General features: G+C 70.3%; 4 protein-coding genes. All 4 read left to right on the top strand.

What is annotated here, in order from left to right; all coding sequences use genetic code 11:
* Positions 1-5,029 (top strand): non-ribosomal peptide synthetase (locus U1H99_RS29695; protein WP_323145098.1); only part of this gene is annotated, 5,029 nt, incomplete at its 5' end.
* Between the two features lie 166 nt (positions 5,030-5,195).
* Complete coding sequence (locus U1H99_RS29700; protein WP_323145099.1) at positions 5,196-6,617, top strand: hypothetical protein; 1,422 nt, start codon at positions 5,196-5,198, stop codon at positions 6,615-6,617.
* Between the two features lie 23 nt (positions 6,618-6,640).
* Positions 6,641-11,125, top strand: coding sequence for a MupA/Atu3671 family FMN-dependent luciferase-like monooxygenase (locus tag U1H99_RS29705; protein WP_323145100.1), 4,485 nt, complete (start codon positions 6,641-6,643; stop codon positions 11,123-11,125).
* On the top strand, positions 11,122-18,778 hold a 7,657-nt coding region (locus U1H99_RS29710), incomplete at its 3' end, for a non-ribosomal peptide synthetase (RefSeq protein ID WP_323145101.1). The genes U1H99_RS29705 and U1H99_RS29710, both read left to right, overlap by 4 nt.

Here is an 18,778-nt window from a genome sequence, read left to right on the forward strand (position 1 = left end):
CGCGGCGCCGCCGGCCCGCTGCATCCACCATTTGTTCGAAGAACAGGCCAGGCGCACACCGGCGACGGTGGCGGTGGCGGTGGTGTGCGAGGGCAGGGCGCTGAGCTACGCCGCGCTGAATGCAAAAGCCAACCGCATCGCCCACCGCCTGCGCGCCGAAGGGGTGGGACCGGACACCCTGGTCGGCCTGTGCGTCGAGCGCTCGGCCGACATGGTGGTCGGCATGCTCGGCATCCTGAAGGCAGGCGGCGCCTACGTGCCGCTGGACCCGGCCTACCCGCGCACGCGCCTCGACTTCATGGTGCGCGACAGCGGGGCCCGCATCGTGCTGACCCAGGCGCGGCTGCTGGACACGCTGGTCCCGGGGGCGGCACTCGCGCTGTGCCTGGACCGCGACGGCGACTTCGCCGGCTACAGTGAGTCCGATCCGGACGCGGCGGCGGTGGGCGTCACGCCGGCGCACCTGGCCTACCTGATCTATACATCGGGCTCGACCGGGGTGCCGAAGGGCGTCATGATCGAGCACCGCAACACGGCGGCGCTGCTGGAATGGGCCCATGCGCACTTCAGCGCGGTCGAACTGCGCGCGGTACTGGCGAGCACCTCGCTCAACTTCGACCTGTCGGTATTTGAGATCTTCGTGCCGCTCAGCGCCGGCCACCGCTGCGTGGTGGTGCGCGACGCGCTGGCCCTGCTCGAGGAGGATTGCGACGTCAGCCTGGTCAACACCGTGCCTTCGGCGATGAAGATGCTGCTGGAGCGGGGCCGGGTGCCGCATTCGGCCGAGGTGATCAACCTGGCTGGCGAGCCGCTGCCGCAAAAGCTGCTCAACGGCCTGTTCGCGGGCACCGGTTGCAGGAAAGTGTGGAATTTGTACGGTCCGTCGGAAGACACGACCTATTCGACCGGTGCCATGTTCACCGGGCCGGTGGCGGGCATTCCCGGCATCGGGCGGGCGGTGTCGCATACCCGACTGCACGTACTGTCGGCGAGCGGCAGGCTGCTGCCGGTGGGGGCGGTGGGCGAGCTGTACATCGGCGGCGCCGGGCTGGCGCGCGGTTACCTGAACCGCGCCGAACTGACCGCCCAGAAATTCGTCGACGATCCTTTCATGCCGGGCGAACGCCTGTACCGCACCGGCGACATGGTGCGCTGGCTGGACGACGGCACCCTGGCCTTCCTCGGCCGCGCCGACGACCAGGTCAAGATCCGCGGCTTCCGCATCGAACTGGGCGAGATCGAAACCCGGCTGTCGGCCCAGCCCGGGGTTGCCGAAGCGGTGGTGGTGGCACATGGCGAGGAGGGCGAGCGCAGGCTGGTGGCCTACGTGGCCACGCGCGAAGCCGGCGCCGACGGCGAGGCGCTGGGGGCGTGCCTGCGCGCGGCCCTGTCCGAGACCCTGGCCGACTACATGGTGCCGGGCGTGTTCGTCGTGATGGATGCGCTGCCGCTGTCGCCGAACGGGAAGATCGACAAGCGCGCGCTGCCGAAGCCGGACCCGCAGGAGAGCGGCGCCTTTGTCGCTCCCACGACGCCGACCGAGCTGGCGCTGGCCGCGATCTGGCGGGAGCTGCTCGAGTGCGAACGCGTCAGCGCCGACGCGAACTTCTTCCACATCGGCGGCCATTCCCTGCTGCTGACCCGGATGATCCACCTGGCCGCGCAGCGCGCCGGCCTGGCCATCGGCGTACGCCAGGTGTTCGCCAACCCGACCATCGCCGCCCTTGCCGCGGCCCTCGACGCCGGCGCCGACGGCGAACGGCTGCGGCGCGAGGCGGGCACCGGACCGGCGCCGCTGTCGGCCGCGCAGCAGCGCATCTGGCTCGCGTGCCAGATGCAGGAGAATGCGGCCGACAACAATATCGTCGGCGCGGTGCGCGTGGCGCGCCGCATCGAGCCAGGATTGCTGCGCGCCGCCTTCCATGCAGTGGCGCGCCGCCACGACATCCTGCGCACCGTGATCGAGGTTGACGAAGGTACGGTGAGCCAGCAGGTGCAGTCCGAACCGGTCTGCGCGATCGCATGGCACGACCTGCGCGGGCAGACACAGGCGGATAGCGTGCTGGCTGACCTGCTGCGCGAACACGGTGAGCGACCGTTCGACATCGGCCGCCTGCCGCTGGTGTCGCTGCTGGTGGCGCAGGACGGCGACGACAGCTGCGTGGTCCAGGTCAGCATCCATCACATCGTCGCGGATGGCTGGTCGCTGGTATTGTTCTTCGACCAGCTAATGGCTGACTACGACGCCCTGGCGGCCGGCACCGGCACGCCTGCCGGCAGCGGCGAGGCGCAGCCGGGCTACCGCGATTACGTCGCCTGGCAGCAGCGTTTCCTGGCATCGGCGGAAGCGCGCCGCCAGGAAGATTTCTGGCGTACCTACCTGGACGGCGCTGGCGAGCAGATCCTGCTGCCGTTCCAGTCGGCCACCCCGACCCGCGAAGGCGTGCGCGGCGAAGTGATCCGCCAGCGCTTGAGCGCGTCGACCCGCGCCGGCCTGCAGGGGCTCGCCCGCCAGGCATGCGGCTCGCTGTTCAACGTGATGCACGCGGCGCTCGCGCTGCTGCTCGGCCGCGTCTGTGCCGAAACCGACCTGAACATCGGCATTCCCGTCAGCGGTCGCCACATCGTCGGTTCGGAAGGCGTGCTCGGCATGTTCCTGAACAACCTGCCGCTGCGCAGCCGGATCAATCTGCAGCAGCCGTTCGACACCTTTCTCGAGACCCAGGTGGCCAATGCCGCCGAGGTGCTTTCGTACCAGGACCTGCCGTTCGAACGTATCCTGGCGGTGAGCGGTACCGCGCGCAACCCAGACAGCACGCCGCTGTTCCAGGTCTTCCTGAACATGCTCAGCCTGCCGGATGCGCGCGACGGACGGCGCCTGCTGGACGAGGCGTCCGACACGGTGGCCGCGCTCGGCAGCAAATTCAACCTCAGCCTGTACGTGAGCGACGGCGCCGACGGCATCCGGCTGTACTGCAGCTTCAACGAAAAGCTGCTGGCGGCGCGCGACGTCGAACTGCTGCTCGAACAGTACGCCTACCTGCTCGACCAGGTCGCTGCCGACGCCGCCCGCCCGTGTGGCCACTACCTGCTCAGGGCCGGTGCGGCCGGGGTGCCGGTGCCGCCGATGCTGGCCGCTGCCACCTTGCCGGACCCGGCCCTGCCGATGATCGAGAACGCATGGATCGGGTCGGTGCAGCAACGTTTCGGCCAGGTTGCCGCGCGCTGGCCGGCACGGCTGGCGCTGGCATGCGCCGGCCGCAGCTGGACCTACGGCGAACTGGATCGCATCAGCGGCGTGGTCGCGGCACGGCTGCAGGCGCTCGGCGTGCGGCCCGGCGACGTGGTCGGGATCATGACCGAACGCCACGACGCACTGGTGATCGCGACCCTGGCCATCCTGAAGGCCGGCGCGGCATTCATGATGCTGTCGCAGGCGGTACCTCCGCTGCGCGTGCTCCAGCAGATCGAGGCCGTGCCGCCGCGCTGCCTGGTCACGCTGGAACCATCGCCGCGGCTCGACCCGGCGATCGTCGCCCATCTCGAGGTGATCGGCTGCGCGCGCCTGGACGTCGCGGCCGACCGCGGCCTGCTCGATGCCGGGCATGGACCGGCCTTCGACACGGTGGCGAGCGGCCCGGACGACCTGGCCTACATTGCCTTCACCTCCGGCACCGAAGGGCGGCCGAAGGCGATCCGCGGCCGCCACGGGTCGCTGACCACCTTCATGCCGTGGATGGCGGCGCAGTTCGGACTGACGCCCGACGACCGCTTCGGCATGCTGTCCGGCCTGGTCCACGACCCGCTGCACCGCGACATGTTCACACCGCTGTGCATGGGCGCCGCGCTGTACGTGCCGCTGGAGGCCGACCTGGCGTTCGCGCAGCTGAACGGCTGGCTGCTCGAGTACGGCATCACGGTGCTGCACCTGACGCCGAGCCTGGGCACCTTCCTGTCGAGCGTCTGTGAACGCCCGGTCGGGTCGCTGCGCATCGCCTTCTTCGTCGGCGAAATCATCACCACCGGGCACCTGCGCCAGTTCCGCCGCGCAGCCCCGGCGATGCGGGTGATTAACATCTACGGCTCGACCGAGACCGGGCGCGCCATCAGCTATCACGACGTCGAGGCCTACCAGGATGCGCACGCCTACTGCACCGACGTGATCCCGGTCGGCATCGGCATCCGCCACGTTCAGCTGCTGGTCCTGAACGATACCATGACACCGTGCGGTGTCGGCGAGCTCGGCCAGATCGCCACGCGCAGCCGCTACATGTCGCTGGGCTACCATGGCGACGCCGCGCTGAGTGCAGCCAGGTTCGTGCCCAATCCGCAGGGCGTCGACCCGGCCGACGTCGTCTATCTCACCGGCGACCGCGGTCGCTACCGGCGCGACGGGGTGGTGGAATGCCATGGCCGCACCGACCGGCAGATCAAGATCCGGGGCTTCCGGGTGGAGCTGTCGGAAATCCAGGTGTGCCTGAGCCTGCACCCCGGGGTCGCGCAGTGCGCGCTGTCGACCTGGTGCGACGCGCGCGGCGAGACGGCGATCGTGGCCTACGTGGCGGCGGCGCAGGACGGCGCGGCGACGGTGGACGGCATGGCCGCGTTTCTCGCGCAACGCCTGCCGGACTACATGCTGCCGTCCGAGTACCTGTTCCTCGACGCGCTGCCGCGCAACGAGAACGGCAAGCTCGACGCCAGGCGGCTGCCGCCGGTAGTGCCGCGTCCGGCCGCGGCACCGAGCGCGCCCGAGAACGAGGTGGAAGCGCGGCTGCTGGCGATCTGGCAGTCGGTGTTCCGGCGCGAGGGTATCGGAACGCAGGATGATTTTTTCAGGATCGGCGGCCATTCGCTGATGGCGACCCAGTTGCTCGTGCGAATCGAGCGCGAGTTCGGCCTGCGCATGGATTACAAGAGCTTCTTTGCCGCCAGTTCGATCCGCGCCGCCGCCGCGCGCATCGAAGCGGCGCGCCTGGCGGCGGGCGTGCGCCGCGCAGGCGCGGGAAAGGCACGCCAGATCACCCTGTAATAGTTGACAGGCCGGCCGCGTCGTCCCGCGCATCGTGGGGCACGCGGCCTTTTTTCTGTCTGCTCACCTGTCAACAGCAGCAGCTATCAAACACCGGAGCGCTACCTACAATCCCCCTCACGATTGATGCCAAAGAACAATCGGTTCATGAGACGAAAGGGATTGCATGGAAACGACGGACCGCTTTGCGAACAACCGATTCTATTCGGCGCGCTTCCAGCAGCTTGGCCACGAATGGGACGCAAACCCCGCGCTGCGCAGGCTGCGCCTGGAGCTGAACCGTCCCGCGGTGGCCGAATGCATGCGCGACTATCCGTACGCGGTGTCGCCGTGGCCGGTCATCATTTCGGCCGAGCGGGTGGCTGAGTTCGAACACCTGATCGCGCGCCTGCCGGCCCTGTACCTTAAGGCGATCCGGATCATGTTCGGCAGCGACGCCGACGCCTTCGCGCTTTACCTGAACGAGCCGGCCGTGATCCACGAGATCCTGCTGAGCACCCAAGCCGATCCGCGCCAGATGCTCAATCGCCACGACGTCCTGTATGCGAATGGCCAGCTCAAGCTGATCGAGGTGAACGCGGGGTCGACCATCGGCGGCTGGCAGCTCAGCTGGATCGAGCCGCAGTTCCGCGAGATTCTGGCCAGCGGCGCTGCCACCGCGCGTTGGGCGCTCGACTACCGCAACATGGTCGACACCATGTTCACCGGCTTGTTCGACGCCATCGCGCGCCAGCAACCTGGCGGCGGCACAGGCAACATCCTGTTGCTGGTGGCCGGCGCGGTGCAGGAAGAACAGGAAGCGCGGCTGGCGCCGTTCGGCGGCGCGTTCGTGCGCATGCGCCCGAAGCGATGGCCGCGCGGCCGTATGGTGATCTGCACCGACGTCGCGCACGTGGCGTTTGACGGTGACGGCACGGTCAGCCATGAGGGTGAGCGCATGGATGCGGTGCTGCTGCTCTCGCCCGAGGGCACGATCATCGACCCGACCATCCAGTTGCGCCTCACGAGTGCCCACCTGGCCGGCCGGGTGGTCATGCCGGACAGCCCCTTGTACACGCTGTTCGGCAACAAGGCGCTGATGGCGCTGCTGCACGAGCCGGTGCTGGCGCCGCACCTCGATGCCGGCGAGCGTGCCCTGGTCGAGCGCCACATTCCCTTTACCGCCCGCATGGGCGCCACTTCGGTGCAGTGGCGTGGCCGCGCTTGGGCCCTGCGCACGCTGCTGTTGGCTCACAAGGACGACTTCGTGATCAAGAAGTCGCATTCGCTGCAGGGCCGCGACGTCCATGTCGGCAAGTTCTGTGGTGACGATGAATGGGCGGCGGTGGTCGAGCGCGAGCTCGGTGCCCAGGACTGGCTGGCGCAGGAGTACTGCGGCGCCGACACCGTGGTTGCGCCGGATGCGCACGGCGAGCTGTCCGACTGGACCTTCATCTGGGGCATCTTCGATGCCGGAGGCCGCTACGGCGGAGCCTTCGTACGCGGGATGCCCGTGAATAACCGCCGCGGCGTCATCAACTCCGCCACCGGGGCGGTCGAGTTTCCGGTGTTCGAAGAAGCGGCGAAGAAAAACAAAGTCACATTATGAATCGATGGGGAGCTGAAATGGACATGCAGGAATTGATTGGGCGCTGCCGCGCCGAGAACGTCGAACTGGAGGTGTGCGCGGGCGGCCTCGAAGTGTATTTCGACGACGAGCCGTCCGCCGCGCTGCTGGCACTGCTGAAGCAGCACAAGCAGCAGCTGGTGGCCTTCCTGGCGGCGGCGCCAATTGCCGGGGAGGAGGGCGCGCTGGCGCCGCGCGTGCGCACCGGCGCGCCGCTGCCGCTGTCGTTCGGCCAGCAGCGCCTGTGGCTGCTCGACCAGATGGAGGGGGGCAGCCCGCAGTACAACCTGTTCAGCGCCTTTGCGTTCGAAGGCGCCTTCGACGAAGACACGGCGCAGGCCGCGTTCAATGTGCTGGTGGCGCGTCACGAGCCGCTGCGCACCGTGTTCGCCGAAGCCGGCGGCATCCCGTGCCAGTTGGTGCGCGCCGAGTGGGCGCTGGATATGGTGCGGCACGACCTAGGACGGCTCGACGCCGCCGCCCGCGCGCCGGCCCTGGCCGCCGCCATCGCCGCCGAAGCCGGCCACGTATTCGACCTCGCCCGCGACCTGATGCTGCGCGCCGTGTGCGTGCGCACCGGGGCCGACAGCGGCGTACTGATGATCAACGTACACCACGTCGCCGCCGACGGCTGGTCGCTAGCGATCCTGGTGGACGAGTTCGTCCGCCTGTACCGCCAGTTCTCCGGCGGCGCGGACGCCGCGCTGGCGCCGCTGCCGCTCGCCTACGCCGACTACGCCGCCTGGCAGCGCGACAGCCTGGCTGGCGACGCGCTCGAACGCCACCTCTCCTACTGGGAGCGGCGCCTGCAGGCGCTGCCGCAGGTCCACGACTTCCCGCTCGATACCCCGCGCGGGGCGCAGCAGGGCAAGCGCGGCGCCAGCGTCGCCGGCCGCATCGGGCAGGCGCAGCTGGCAGCGCTGGGCACGCTCGCCGCCGGCCATGGCGCCACCCTCTTCATGGCCCTGCATGCAGTGCTCGGGGTGGTGCTGGCACGCTACTGCCGCAGTAGCGACGTCGTGATCGGCACCCCCGTGGCCAACCGCGGCCGGCCCGAGCTGGAAGCCCTGGTCGGTTTCTTTGCCAACACCCTGGTGCTGCGCACCGAGGTCGACGCCGACGCGTCGTTTGCCACCCACCTGGAAAGGGTGCGCGACATCAATCTCGAAGCCCAGGAACACCAGGACGTCCCGTTCGAGCTGCTCGTCGAGCGCCTGAACCCGGTACGCAGCCGCGCCCACGCGCCCCTGTTCCAGGTGATGCTGGCCCTCAACAGCGTCCCGGCCGCCACGTTCGAGCTGCCGGGCCTGCGCTTGCGGCCGCTCGCGCCGGCCGCCGCGGCCGCCAAGTTCGACCTCGCCATCGGCGCGGTCCCGGCCGACGGCGGGCTCGACCTGCGCATCGACTACAACGCCGACCTGTTCGAGTCGGCGACCATCGAGCGCCTGCTCGGCCATGTGCTGGCCACGGTCGACGCCGTGACCGCCGACCCACACGCACCGGTGGCGCGGCTGCGCATGAGCGGGGCCGCCGAACTGCGCGCGCTGCTGGCCGCGCCGCCGGTCGCCGCCGCGCTGCCGGACGGGCTCGCGCTGCATCACCTGTTCGAACGCCAGGCCGCGGCGCAGCCCGATGCCGTGGCAGTCGAATGCGGCGCGGACAGCGTGAGCTACGCGGAACTCAACCGGCGCGCCAACCGCCTGGCGCGCCACCTGCGCGCCCGCGGCGCCGGCGCCGACATGCCGGTCGGGGTCTGCGTCGAGCGCTCGATTCGCATGGTGACGGCACTGCTGGCGGTGCTCAAGGCCGGCGCCGCCTATCTGCCGCTCGATCCCGGCTATCCGGCGGCGCGTCTGCGCTACATGCTGGAAGACAGCGGCGCCACCCTGGTGGTGACCGAATCGCACCTGGCGGGCATGCTCGGCCTGGCGGCGGGCGCCGCGCTCTGCCTCGACCAGGACACCACCCTGCGCATGCTGGAAGACCTCGACGGCGCCGACCTGGCGCCGCCTGCAGGCGTGCCCGGCGCCGCGCTGGCCTACGTCATCTACACCTCCGGATCGACCGGGCGGCCGAAAGGCGTCATGGTCGAGCACCGCAACGTGGTCCACCTGCTCGATGCGGTGGCGCCGCTGACAGGCGGCGCCGCGGCCGCTTGGCTGAGCCTGACGGCGGTCTCGTTCGACATCTCGGTGCTCGAGATCTTCGGCGCGCTGACGTCCGGCGCCCGCCTCGTGATCGCCGCTGAGCACGGCGGCCAGGCCGGCGCGGGCCCCGACTTCAGCCTGTTCTATTTTGCCAGCAGCGCCGGCGCCGACGATGCCGGCCTGTACCGGCTGCTGCTGGAAGGCGCGAAATTCGCGGACGATAACGGTTTCGCCGCGGTGTGGACGCCGGAGCGCCACTTCGCCGCATTCGGCGGCGTGTTCCCCAACCCTGCCGTGACCGGCGCGGCCGTGGCCGCGGTGACCCGCCGCGTGCAGGTGCGCGCCGGCAGCTGCGTGCTGCCGCTGAACGATCCGCTGAAAGTGGCGGAGGACTGGTCGGTGGTCGATAACCTGTCGAACGGCCGCGTGGGCTTGGCCTTCGCATCGGGCTGGAACCCGAACGACTTCGTGCTGGCTCCGGACCGCTTCAAGAACCGCCACCAAGTGCTATTCGACGGCGTCGACACCTTCCGTGCGTTCTGGAGCGGCCAGCCGGTACGGCGCCTGAACGGTAGCGGCGCCGCTATCGACGTCAAGCTGTATCCGGCCCCGGTGCAGGCGATGCCGCCGATCTGGATTACCGCGGCCGGTCACCCGGACACCTTCCGCAGCGCCGGCGCGCGCGGCGCCAACGTGCTGACCCACCTGCTGGGACAGACCACGGGCGAGCTGGCCCAGAAGATCGCCCAGTACCAGCAGGCATGGCGCGCCGCTGGCCATCCGGGCAAGGGCAAGGTCAGCCTGATGCTGCACACCTTCATCGCGGACAGCGACGAGCAGGCGCTGGCCGAGGTCCGGCAGCCGTTCAAGGCCTACCTCGCCACCTCGCTCGCCCTGATCAACGGCATGCGCGCCGACGTGGAGGGCGGCGACGGCATGGACACCGACGCCATCCTCGAGCTGGCAGTCAACCGCTACTTCAGGAGCGCGGCCCTGTTCGGGTCGGCGGAGCGCTGCGCCGCCATCGTCGACGAACTGACAGCCCTCGGCGTGGACGAGATTGCTTGCCTGATCGACTTCGGCGTGCCTACCGACACCGTGCTGGCTAGCCTGCCTAAACTGGCGGCGCTGAAGGACAGCATCGCTGCACGCCGGCGCGGCCCGGCGCCGGCGGTGGGCGCGCTGATTGCCCGCCACGGCGTGACCCATCTGCAGTGCACCCCCTCGCGCGCCGCCATGCTGCTTGCCGACGAGGCCGACCGCGCCGCTCTGGCGGGCCTGCGGACCATGCTGGTGGGCGGCGAAGCCTGCAGCGCGGCGCTCGCCGGCCAGCTGGCGCAAGCCACCACGGCCAGCCTGCACAACATGTACGGACCGACCGAAGCGACGGTATGGGCCAGTACCCAGCCGATCGCTGGCGGCATGGGCGAGGTCTCGCTCGGCACCGCGCTGGCGCACTACCGCCTGCACGTGGTCGACCGCTTCCTCGAGCTGGCGCCGCTTGGCGTGCCCGGCGAACTCCTGATCAGCGGGGCGGGCGTGGCGCGCGGCTACCTGGGACGCGCGGCGCTGACCGCGGAGCGCTTCGTGGAATTCCGGCCCGGCCCCGGCCAGAGCGCCGTGCGCGCCTACCGTACAGGCGACCTGGTGCGCCAGCGCGCCGACGGCAGCCTGCAGTTCCTGGGCCGCATCGACCACCAGGTCAAATTGCGCGGCTTCCGCATCGAACTCGGCGAGATCGAGGCGCAGCTGCTGGCGGCGAGCGGGGTGACGGCGGCGGCGGCGCTGGTGCGCGACTTCGGTGCCGGTGACCAGCGCGTGGTGGCGTACGTGGCCGGCCGCGGCCTCGACGGTGCCGCCCTTCGCAGCGGGCTGGCGCAGGTGCTGCCCGGCTACATGGTGCCGTCCGAGATCATCGTCATGGAAGCGCTGCCGCAGACCGCCAACGGCAAGCTGGATCGCAATGCGCTGCCGGCGCCCGGTGCGGCCGCTGCCGCCGCTGGTGCCGTTGGCGCAGCCGTGGCGCGGGTGGCGCCGTCCACGCCGACCGGGCGCGCGCTGGCGGACGTCTGGGCCGCACTGCTCAAGGTCGACCCGGCCCTGGTCGGCGCGGACGCCAACTTCTTCGAGCTGGGCGGGCATTCGCTGCTGCTGATGCGCCTGGCCGCGGAGATCCGGGATCGCTTCGGCGTCGACCTGTCGATCCGCGACGTGTTCGAGCTGCCCACGCTAGCGAAGCTGGCGGAGCGGGTCGACTGGGAGGCGCGGCAGATGGAAGAAGCGGAGAGATTCGGGCGCATGCAGGCGCGCTCGCGGGATAACGAGCAGGAAGTGGTGTTATGAGAACAGAGAACTTCAGTGATTTCATCGACTGGTGCATCGGCCAGGACATCGGCTTCCGGCTGGAAGACGGGACACCGCGCGTGTCCGCCCAGCCGGGCGTGCTGACCCCCGAGGTGCTTGCCGCGATCCGCGCCCGCAAGGACGAACTGGGCGCCTGGTTGGCGCGGCAGCAAACCGCCGCGCGCAGCCTGTCGGCGGCGCGCGTCGAGCCGGTGGTGCGCGACGGCGGCGGCCATCCGCTGTCGTATGCGCAGCAGCGCGTGTGGTTCATCGACCGCATGGAAGGCGGCAGCGCCCATTACAACATGCCGGGTGCGTTCCGCATCCGCGGCGACTTCAGCGAAGCCCTGGCCGAGCAGGCGCTGGCCTACGTGATCGCGCGCCACGAGGTGCTGCGCACCGTCTACCAGGACAGCCCGGACGGGCCGCGCCAGCACGTGCTGGAGCAGCCCGGTTTCACGCTCGCCTGCCATGACCTGCGCGGTCACGATCCGGCGGCGCGCGAAGCGGCGGTGCGCGCCGCGCTGGCGGCGGACGCGGCGCGTCCGTTCGACCTGGGCGCCGACCTGATGCTGCGCGCGGCCTTCCTGCGCAGCGACGACCGCGAAGGTGTGCTGCTGCTGAACATGCATCATATCGCCTCCGACGGCTGGTCGGTCGGCGTGCTGGTCAAGGAGTTCGCCGCGATCTACGAAGCCTTGCGCGGCGGACGCATTCCGGATGCTGCCGCGCTGCCGATCCAGTACCTCGACTACGCGGCATGGCAGCGCAGCGGTTCCCACGCCGAACAGGTGGAGTGCCAGCTGGCGCACTGGAAGCGTGTGCTGGACGGTTGCCCGAAAGTGCATGCGCTCCCGCTCGATAAGGCGCGCACCGCACGCCAGGAATTCCGCGCGCTCAGCCACCAGACCCAGGTGCCGGCGGCGCTGGCCACGCGCCTCTCGGCGCTGGCACGCCAGCACGACGCGACCCTGTTCATGGTGCTGCAAAGCGCGTTTTCGGCCTTGCTGTCGCGCTGGAGCGGCGAGCAGGACATCGTGCTGGCGGTGCCGGTCGCGGGCCGCACCCGCAGCGAGTTCGAACCCCTGATCGGTTTCTTCGTCAATACGCTGGTGTTCCGCAGCACCCTGTCCGGCAACCCGACCTATGTCGAGCTGCTGCGCCAGGCGCGCGACTATGCGCTCGACGCCTACGGCAACCAGGACGTGCCGTTCGAGCTGCTGGTCGATGCGCTGCGTCCGGAACGCGACCTCTCCTACAACCCGGTCTGCCAGGTCAAGTTCCTCCTGCAGAACCATGAAACGGCGCGTTTCGAGCTGTCCGGCATGGCGATGGAGGCGCTGTCCGCCGACGAGGAATTCATCCGCTTTGACCTCGACCTGACGATCGGCGAATCGCCGCGCGGGCTGTTCTTGAACTGGACCTACAAGGAAAGCCTGTTCCTGCCGCCGACCATCGAACGCCTTGCCGCCGCCTTCAACCACATGCTGCAGGCGATCGCCGAGGCGCCGGCCACGCCCGTGGCCGAGCTGCCGCTGCTGGACCAGGCGGGCCTCGACCGCTGGCTGGGCGACGCGCGCGGCGCCGACGATGCCACCGGCCGCGACCAGACCGTGGCGGCCCGGTTCGAGCAGGCGGCGGCCGAGTGGCCGGCGCGTACCGCGGTGGCGCACGGCGCCCGCACCCTGAGCTATGCCCGGCTCAACGCCAAGGCCAACCGCCTGGCGCACTACCTGGCCGAGCAGGGCGTGGGCGCTGGCCATCGCGTCGGCATCTACGTCGAGCGCTCGCCCGAGCTGCTGGTGGCCATGCTGGGCGTGCTCAAGGCCGGCGCCGCCTATGTGCCCTTCGAGCCGAAGAACACCCGCGATCGCCTGGGCGCCATAATCCGCGACGCCGGTATCGAATGGGTGCTGGTGCAGCCCGGCATGGCGGACCGCCTGCCGCCGGGCGGGGTCGACCTGCTGATGCTCGACGACGGCGCCGATGCCGGCTGGCTGGACGGCTACCCGGAGGACAACCCGTCGGCCGACGGCCACGGGCCGACGCTGCAGGACAGTGCCTACTTGATCTATACCTCGGGCTCGACCGGCACCCCGAAAGGCGTGGACATCGCCCATCTGGGGCTGATGGACTACTGCACCTTCGCATCGCGCCGTTATTACGCCGGCCACCTGGCCGGCTCGCAGGTGGTGACCTCGCACGGCTTCGACATCACCGTGCCCAGCCTGTACCTGCCGCTGCTGCGCGGCGGCACCGTGGAGCTGCTCGACGCCGGCGACGAGCTGGCCGGGCTGGCGGCGCGCCTGGCCGATCCGGACTGCGCCCCGGCGCTGCTGCGCATGACGCCGATGCACGTGCGCGGGCTGCTGGAATTGTTGCCAGCCACGGTGCCCGTGCAGGGCCGCCACGTGTTCGTGGTCGGCGGCGAAGCCTTTACCCCGGAACTGGCGCGCGAACTGCAGGCGCGCTGCCCGCACAGCCAGCTGTTCAACCACTACGGTCCGACCGAAACGGTGGTCGGCTGCGCGATGTACGACATCAGCGCCAACCTGGATGCGATCGGGCGCGTGCTGCCGATCGGCCGCGCCATGGACAACACCCGCCTGTACGTGCTGAACGCGGCGCTGCAGCCATGCCCGGTGGGCGTGGCGGGCGAACTGCACATCGGCGGCGCCGGCGTGGCCAGGGGCTACCTGAACCAAGCGGCGCTGACGGCGGCGAAATTCATCGCCGATCCGTTCAATCCGGGCGAACGTCTGTACAAGACGGGCGACCTGGTGCGCATGCTGGCAGGCGGCGACCTCGAATTCATCGGGCGCGCCGACGACCAGGTCAAGCTGCGCGGCTACCGCATCGAACTGGGCGAAGTGCGCGCGGCGCTGCAGCGCCTGGAGCAGGTGCGCGACGCCGCGGTCCTGGTGGAGGGCGAGGGCGAACGCAGGCGCCTGCTGGCTTACCTGGTGCCGGCCGCGCCGGCGGCGGACGAAGCGGCCTACATCGCCGCCGTCCAGGAAGCCCTACGCCAGGCGCTGCCCGAGTACATGGTGCCGGCCGGTTTCGCGCTGCTGGACCAACTGCCGCTCACGCCGAACGGCAAGATCGATACCCGCAGCCTGCCGACCGTCGCGGTCACGGGCAAGGCCGACTTCGAAGCGCCGCGCGACGCCACCGAGGCGCTGCTGTGCGACATCTGGCAGCAGTTGCTGAAGGTAGATCGGATCGGCGTGCACGACAACTTCTTTGCCCTGGGTGGCGATTCGATCCTGTCGATCCAGGTGGTCGCGCGCGCCAACCAGGCCGGCCTGGGCATCACCACGCGCCAACTGTTCGCGCACCAGAGCGTGGCCGAACTGGCGCGGCATGCGGGCGCCGCCCGCCAGGCCGGAGCGCAAGAAGCGGTGCAGGGCGCCCAGGTGCTGCTGCCGATCCAGCGACAGTTCCTGGACACCTCCGCCTACCACAGCCATTACAACCAGTCGGTCCTGCTGGAAGCGCCGCCGCGGCTCGATCACGCGCTGCTGGTGCAGCTGATGGGCGCGCTCCACGAGCGTCATGACGCGCTGCGCCTGCGCGTCGTGCGCGGCGCCAGCGGCTGGGAGGCTGGCTACGCGGCGCCGGCCGCGCGCTTGGCGCAGGAGGCGGTGACGAGCGAGGCGCTGCCCGAGGGCAAGGCCGCCGCGGCCGGTATCGCCGAGCGCTGCGCCGCCATGCAGGGCAGCTTCGACCCGGCCAGCGGCCCGCTGCTGCGCGCGCTGCTGCTGACGTCCGCAAGGCCGGGCGCCGCGCGCCTGTTCCTGGTCGCCCATCACCTGGTGGTGGACGGCGTCTCCTGGCGCATCCTGCTGGCGGACCTCAAGCTGGCGTTCGGACAGCTGGCGGCCGGCCGGCCGGTCGCACTGCCCGCCAAGACTTCGTCCTACCAGGCCTGGGGCGCCGCCGTGGCCGCCTATGCGCCGCGCGCCGCAGGGCAGCTGCCGTACTGGCTCGGCCAGCTGGCGCAGCCGGTGCCCGCGCTGCCTTGCCGTCGCCCGCATGGCGAGGGCGCGCCGAGCGCCTCCACCCGTACGGTACGGATCGAGCTCGGCGCGGCCGATACCGAGGCGTTGCTGAAGCGCTGCGGCCAGCGCTACCGTACCCGCATCGACGAGCTCCTGCTCGCCGCGGTCTCCATCGGCGTGCGCGACTGGCGCGGCGCCGGCGGACTGCGGCTGTTGCTGGAAGGGCACGGGCGTGAGGACCTGTCCGACACGCTCGACACCAGCCAGACCGTCGGCTGGTTCACCACGACCTATCCGGTGGCGCTGGCGTGCGACAGCCAGGACACCGGGGCCGTCATCCGCCAAATCAAGGAACAGCTGCGCGCGGTGCCGCAGAAAGGCTTCGGCTATGGCGTACTGCGCCAGATCGCAGGCGAACCCGCGCTGGCCGATGCCGAGCGCGCCAATCCCGCCCAGCTGGTATTCAATTATCTCGGACAGTTCGACCAGACGGTCGATGCGGTCGGGCCCCTGCGTCTGGCGCCCGAGCCGACCGGCGCCGCCATCGACCCGCGCCGCCCGCGTTCCTGCCCGCTAGGCCTGAATGGGCAGGTGGTGGCCGGCAAGCTCGGTTTCGTGCTGGACTACAGCGGGCTGGAATTCGCGCATGCCGACGTCGAGCGCTTGGGGCAGAGGATCCGGGCCGGCCTGCTGGAAGTGATCGCGCACTGCGCCGACGCCGCACCCGGCCCTTACACCCCGGGCGACTTTCCGCTGGCGCGCGTCAGCGGCGCCCAGATCGAGGCATGGCAGCGGCGCTACCCGATCGAGAAGCTGTACCCGGCCACCTCGACGCAGCAGGGCATGCTGTTCCATACGCTGCTCGACAGCGGCGCCTACGTGACCCAGACCTATCCGGTCATGACCGGCGCGCTCGACGTCCCGCGATTCCGCGCCGCGTGGGATGCTGTCACGGCGCGCTACGACATCCTGCGCACTGCCTTCGTAGGCCAGGGCGAGCAGTTGCAGCAACTGGTCTGCACCGGTGTGGCGCTGCCGTGGAACGAGCAGGACTGGCGCGACGCGGCGCCGGCCGAACAGGCGGCACGCCTGGCGCGGCTGCTGAAAGAAGACCGCCGCCGCGGCTTCGATCCGGAGCAGGCGCCGCTGCAACGCATCACCCTGGTGCGCCTGGGCGAGGAGCGCTACCAGCTGCTGTGGACCCACCATCACATGCTGCTCGACGGCTGGTGCACGCCGCTGGTCTACCGCGACCTGTTGCACGCCTACCGCCGCCTGCTGACCGGCCAGGCCCCGTTCGCCGCCCCGGCGCCGCCCTACGACAGCTACATCGCGTGGCTGCAGCGCCAAGACAGCGAGGCCGCGCGCGACTACTGGCGCGGCTACCTGGCGGCGGTCGAGGGGCCGACGGCGCTGCGCCTGCCGCAGCCGGCCGCCGGCACCGCGGACGGCGAGCAGCGGATCCATTTCGACACCGCCGAGACCGCCTCCCTGCAGCGCTTCGCACGCGAACGCCGCACCACCGTCAACACCATGATGCAACTGGCCTGGGGCTACCTGCTGCACAGCTACAGCGGCGAGCAGCATGTCCTGTTCGGCACGACGGTTTCCGGCCGCCCGGCCGAGGTGGCGGGCGTGGAAGAGATGGTCGGGCTGTTCATCAACACCATCCCGGTACGCGTGTCCTTCGACACCGGACGGGAGGTCGATACGCTGCTGGCCGGCTTGCACGACGCGTTCCAGGCCAGTACCGCGCACGGCTTCCTGCCGCTGACCGAAATCGCGCGTTGCAGCCCCGCCGGCGGCAGCACGCTGTTCGACAGCATCGTCGTGTTCGAGAACTACCCGCTCGATGCGGCGCTGGGCGAAGGCGACCAGGCCGGCATCGCGCTCGAGACGCTGGACAGCTTCATCGCCAACGGCTACGGCGTGACTCTGAACGTCAACAACGGCGCGGCGCTGCGCATCAGCTGCGCCTACAGCGGCAAGGTGCTGGACGCGGCGATGGCTGCAGCCGTGCTGGACCAGCTCAAGCGCGTGCTGCTGGCGATGGCAGGCGGCGCCGGCGATATCGGCGTGATCGGCCTGCTCTCGCCGGACCAGTACCACCAGGTGCTGGTCGAATGGAACGGCACGGCGCGCGCCTACGAGGACGGACGCTGCGTGCAGGCCCAGTTCGAGGACGTGGCGGCGCGCCGCGGCGATGCCCTCGCGGTGGCGCATGGCGCCCATACCCTGAGCTATGCCCGGCTCAACGCCAAGGCCAACCGCCTGGCGCACTACCTGGCCGAGCAGGGCGTGGGCGCTGGCCATCGCGTCGGCATCTACGTCGAGCGCTCGCCCGAGCTGCTGGTGGCCATGCTGGGCGTGCTCAAGGCCGGCGCCGCCTATGTGCCCTTCGAGCCGAAGAACACCCGCGATCGCCTGGGCGCCATAATCCGCGACGCCGGTATCGAATGGGTGCTGGTGCAGCCCGGCATGGCGGACCGCCTGCCGCCGGGCGGGGTCGACCTGCTGATGCTCGACGACGGCGCCGATGCCGGCTGGCTGGACGGCTACCCGGAGGACAACCCGTCGGCCGACGGCCACGGGCCGACGCTGCAGGACAGTGCCTACTTGATCTATACCTCGGGCTCGACCGGCACCCCGAAAGGCGTGGACATCGCCCATCTGGGGCTGATGGACTACTGCACCTTCGCATCGCGCCGTTATTACGCCGGCCACCTGGCCGGCTCGCAGGTGGTGACCTCGCACGGCTTCGACATCACCGTGCCCAGCCTGTACCTGCCGCTGCTGCGCGGCGGCACCGTGGAGCTGCTCGACGCCGGCGACGAGCTGGCCGGGCTGGCGGCGCGCCTGGCCGATCCGGACTGCGCCCCGGCGCTGCTGCGCATGACGCCGATGCACGTGCGCGGGCTGCTGGAATTGTTGCCAGCCACGGTGCCCGTGCAGGGCCGCCACGTGTTCGTGGTCGGCGGCGAAGCCTTTACCCCGGAACTGGCGCGCGAACTGCAGGCGCGCTGCCCGCACAGCCAGCTGTTCAACCACTACGGTCCGACCGAAACGGTGGTCGGCTGCGCGATGTACGACATCAGCGCCAACCTGGATGCGATCGGGCGCGTGCTGCCGATCGGCCGCGCCATGGACAACACCCGCCTGTACGTGCTGAACGCGGCGCTGCAGCCATGCCCGGTGGGCGTGGCGGGCGAACTGCACATCGGCGGCGCCGGCGTGGCCAGGGGCTACCTGAACCAAGCGGCGCTGACGGCGGCGAAATTCATCGCCGATCCGTTCAATCCGGGCGAACGTCTGTACAAGACGGGCGACCTGGTGCGCATGCTGGCAGGCGGCGACCTCGAATTCATCGGGCGCGCCGACGACCAGGTCAAGCTGCGCGGCTACCGCATCGAACTGGGCGAAGTGCGCGCGGCGCTGCAGCGCCTGGAGCAGGTGCGCGACGCCGCGGTCCTGGTGGAAGGCGAGGGCGAACGCAGGCGCCTGCTGGCTTACCTGGTGCCGGCCGCGCCGGCGGCGGACGAAGCGGCCTACATCGCCGCCGTCCAGGAAGCCCTGCGCCAGGCGCTGCCCGAGTACATGGTGCCGGCCGGTTTCGCGCTGCTGGACCAACTGCCGCTCACGCCGAACGGCAAGA

The organism is Massilia phyllosphaerae (genome assembly GCF_034659755.1).
GTDB classification, from domain to species: Bacteria; Pseudomonadota; Gammaproteobacteria; order Burkholderiales; family Burkholderiaceae_D; genus Telluria; species Telluria phyllosphaerae.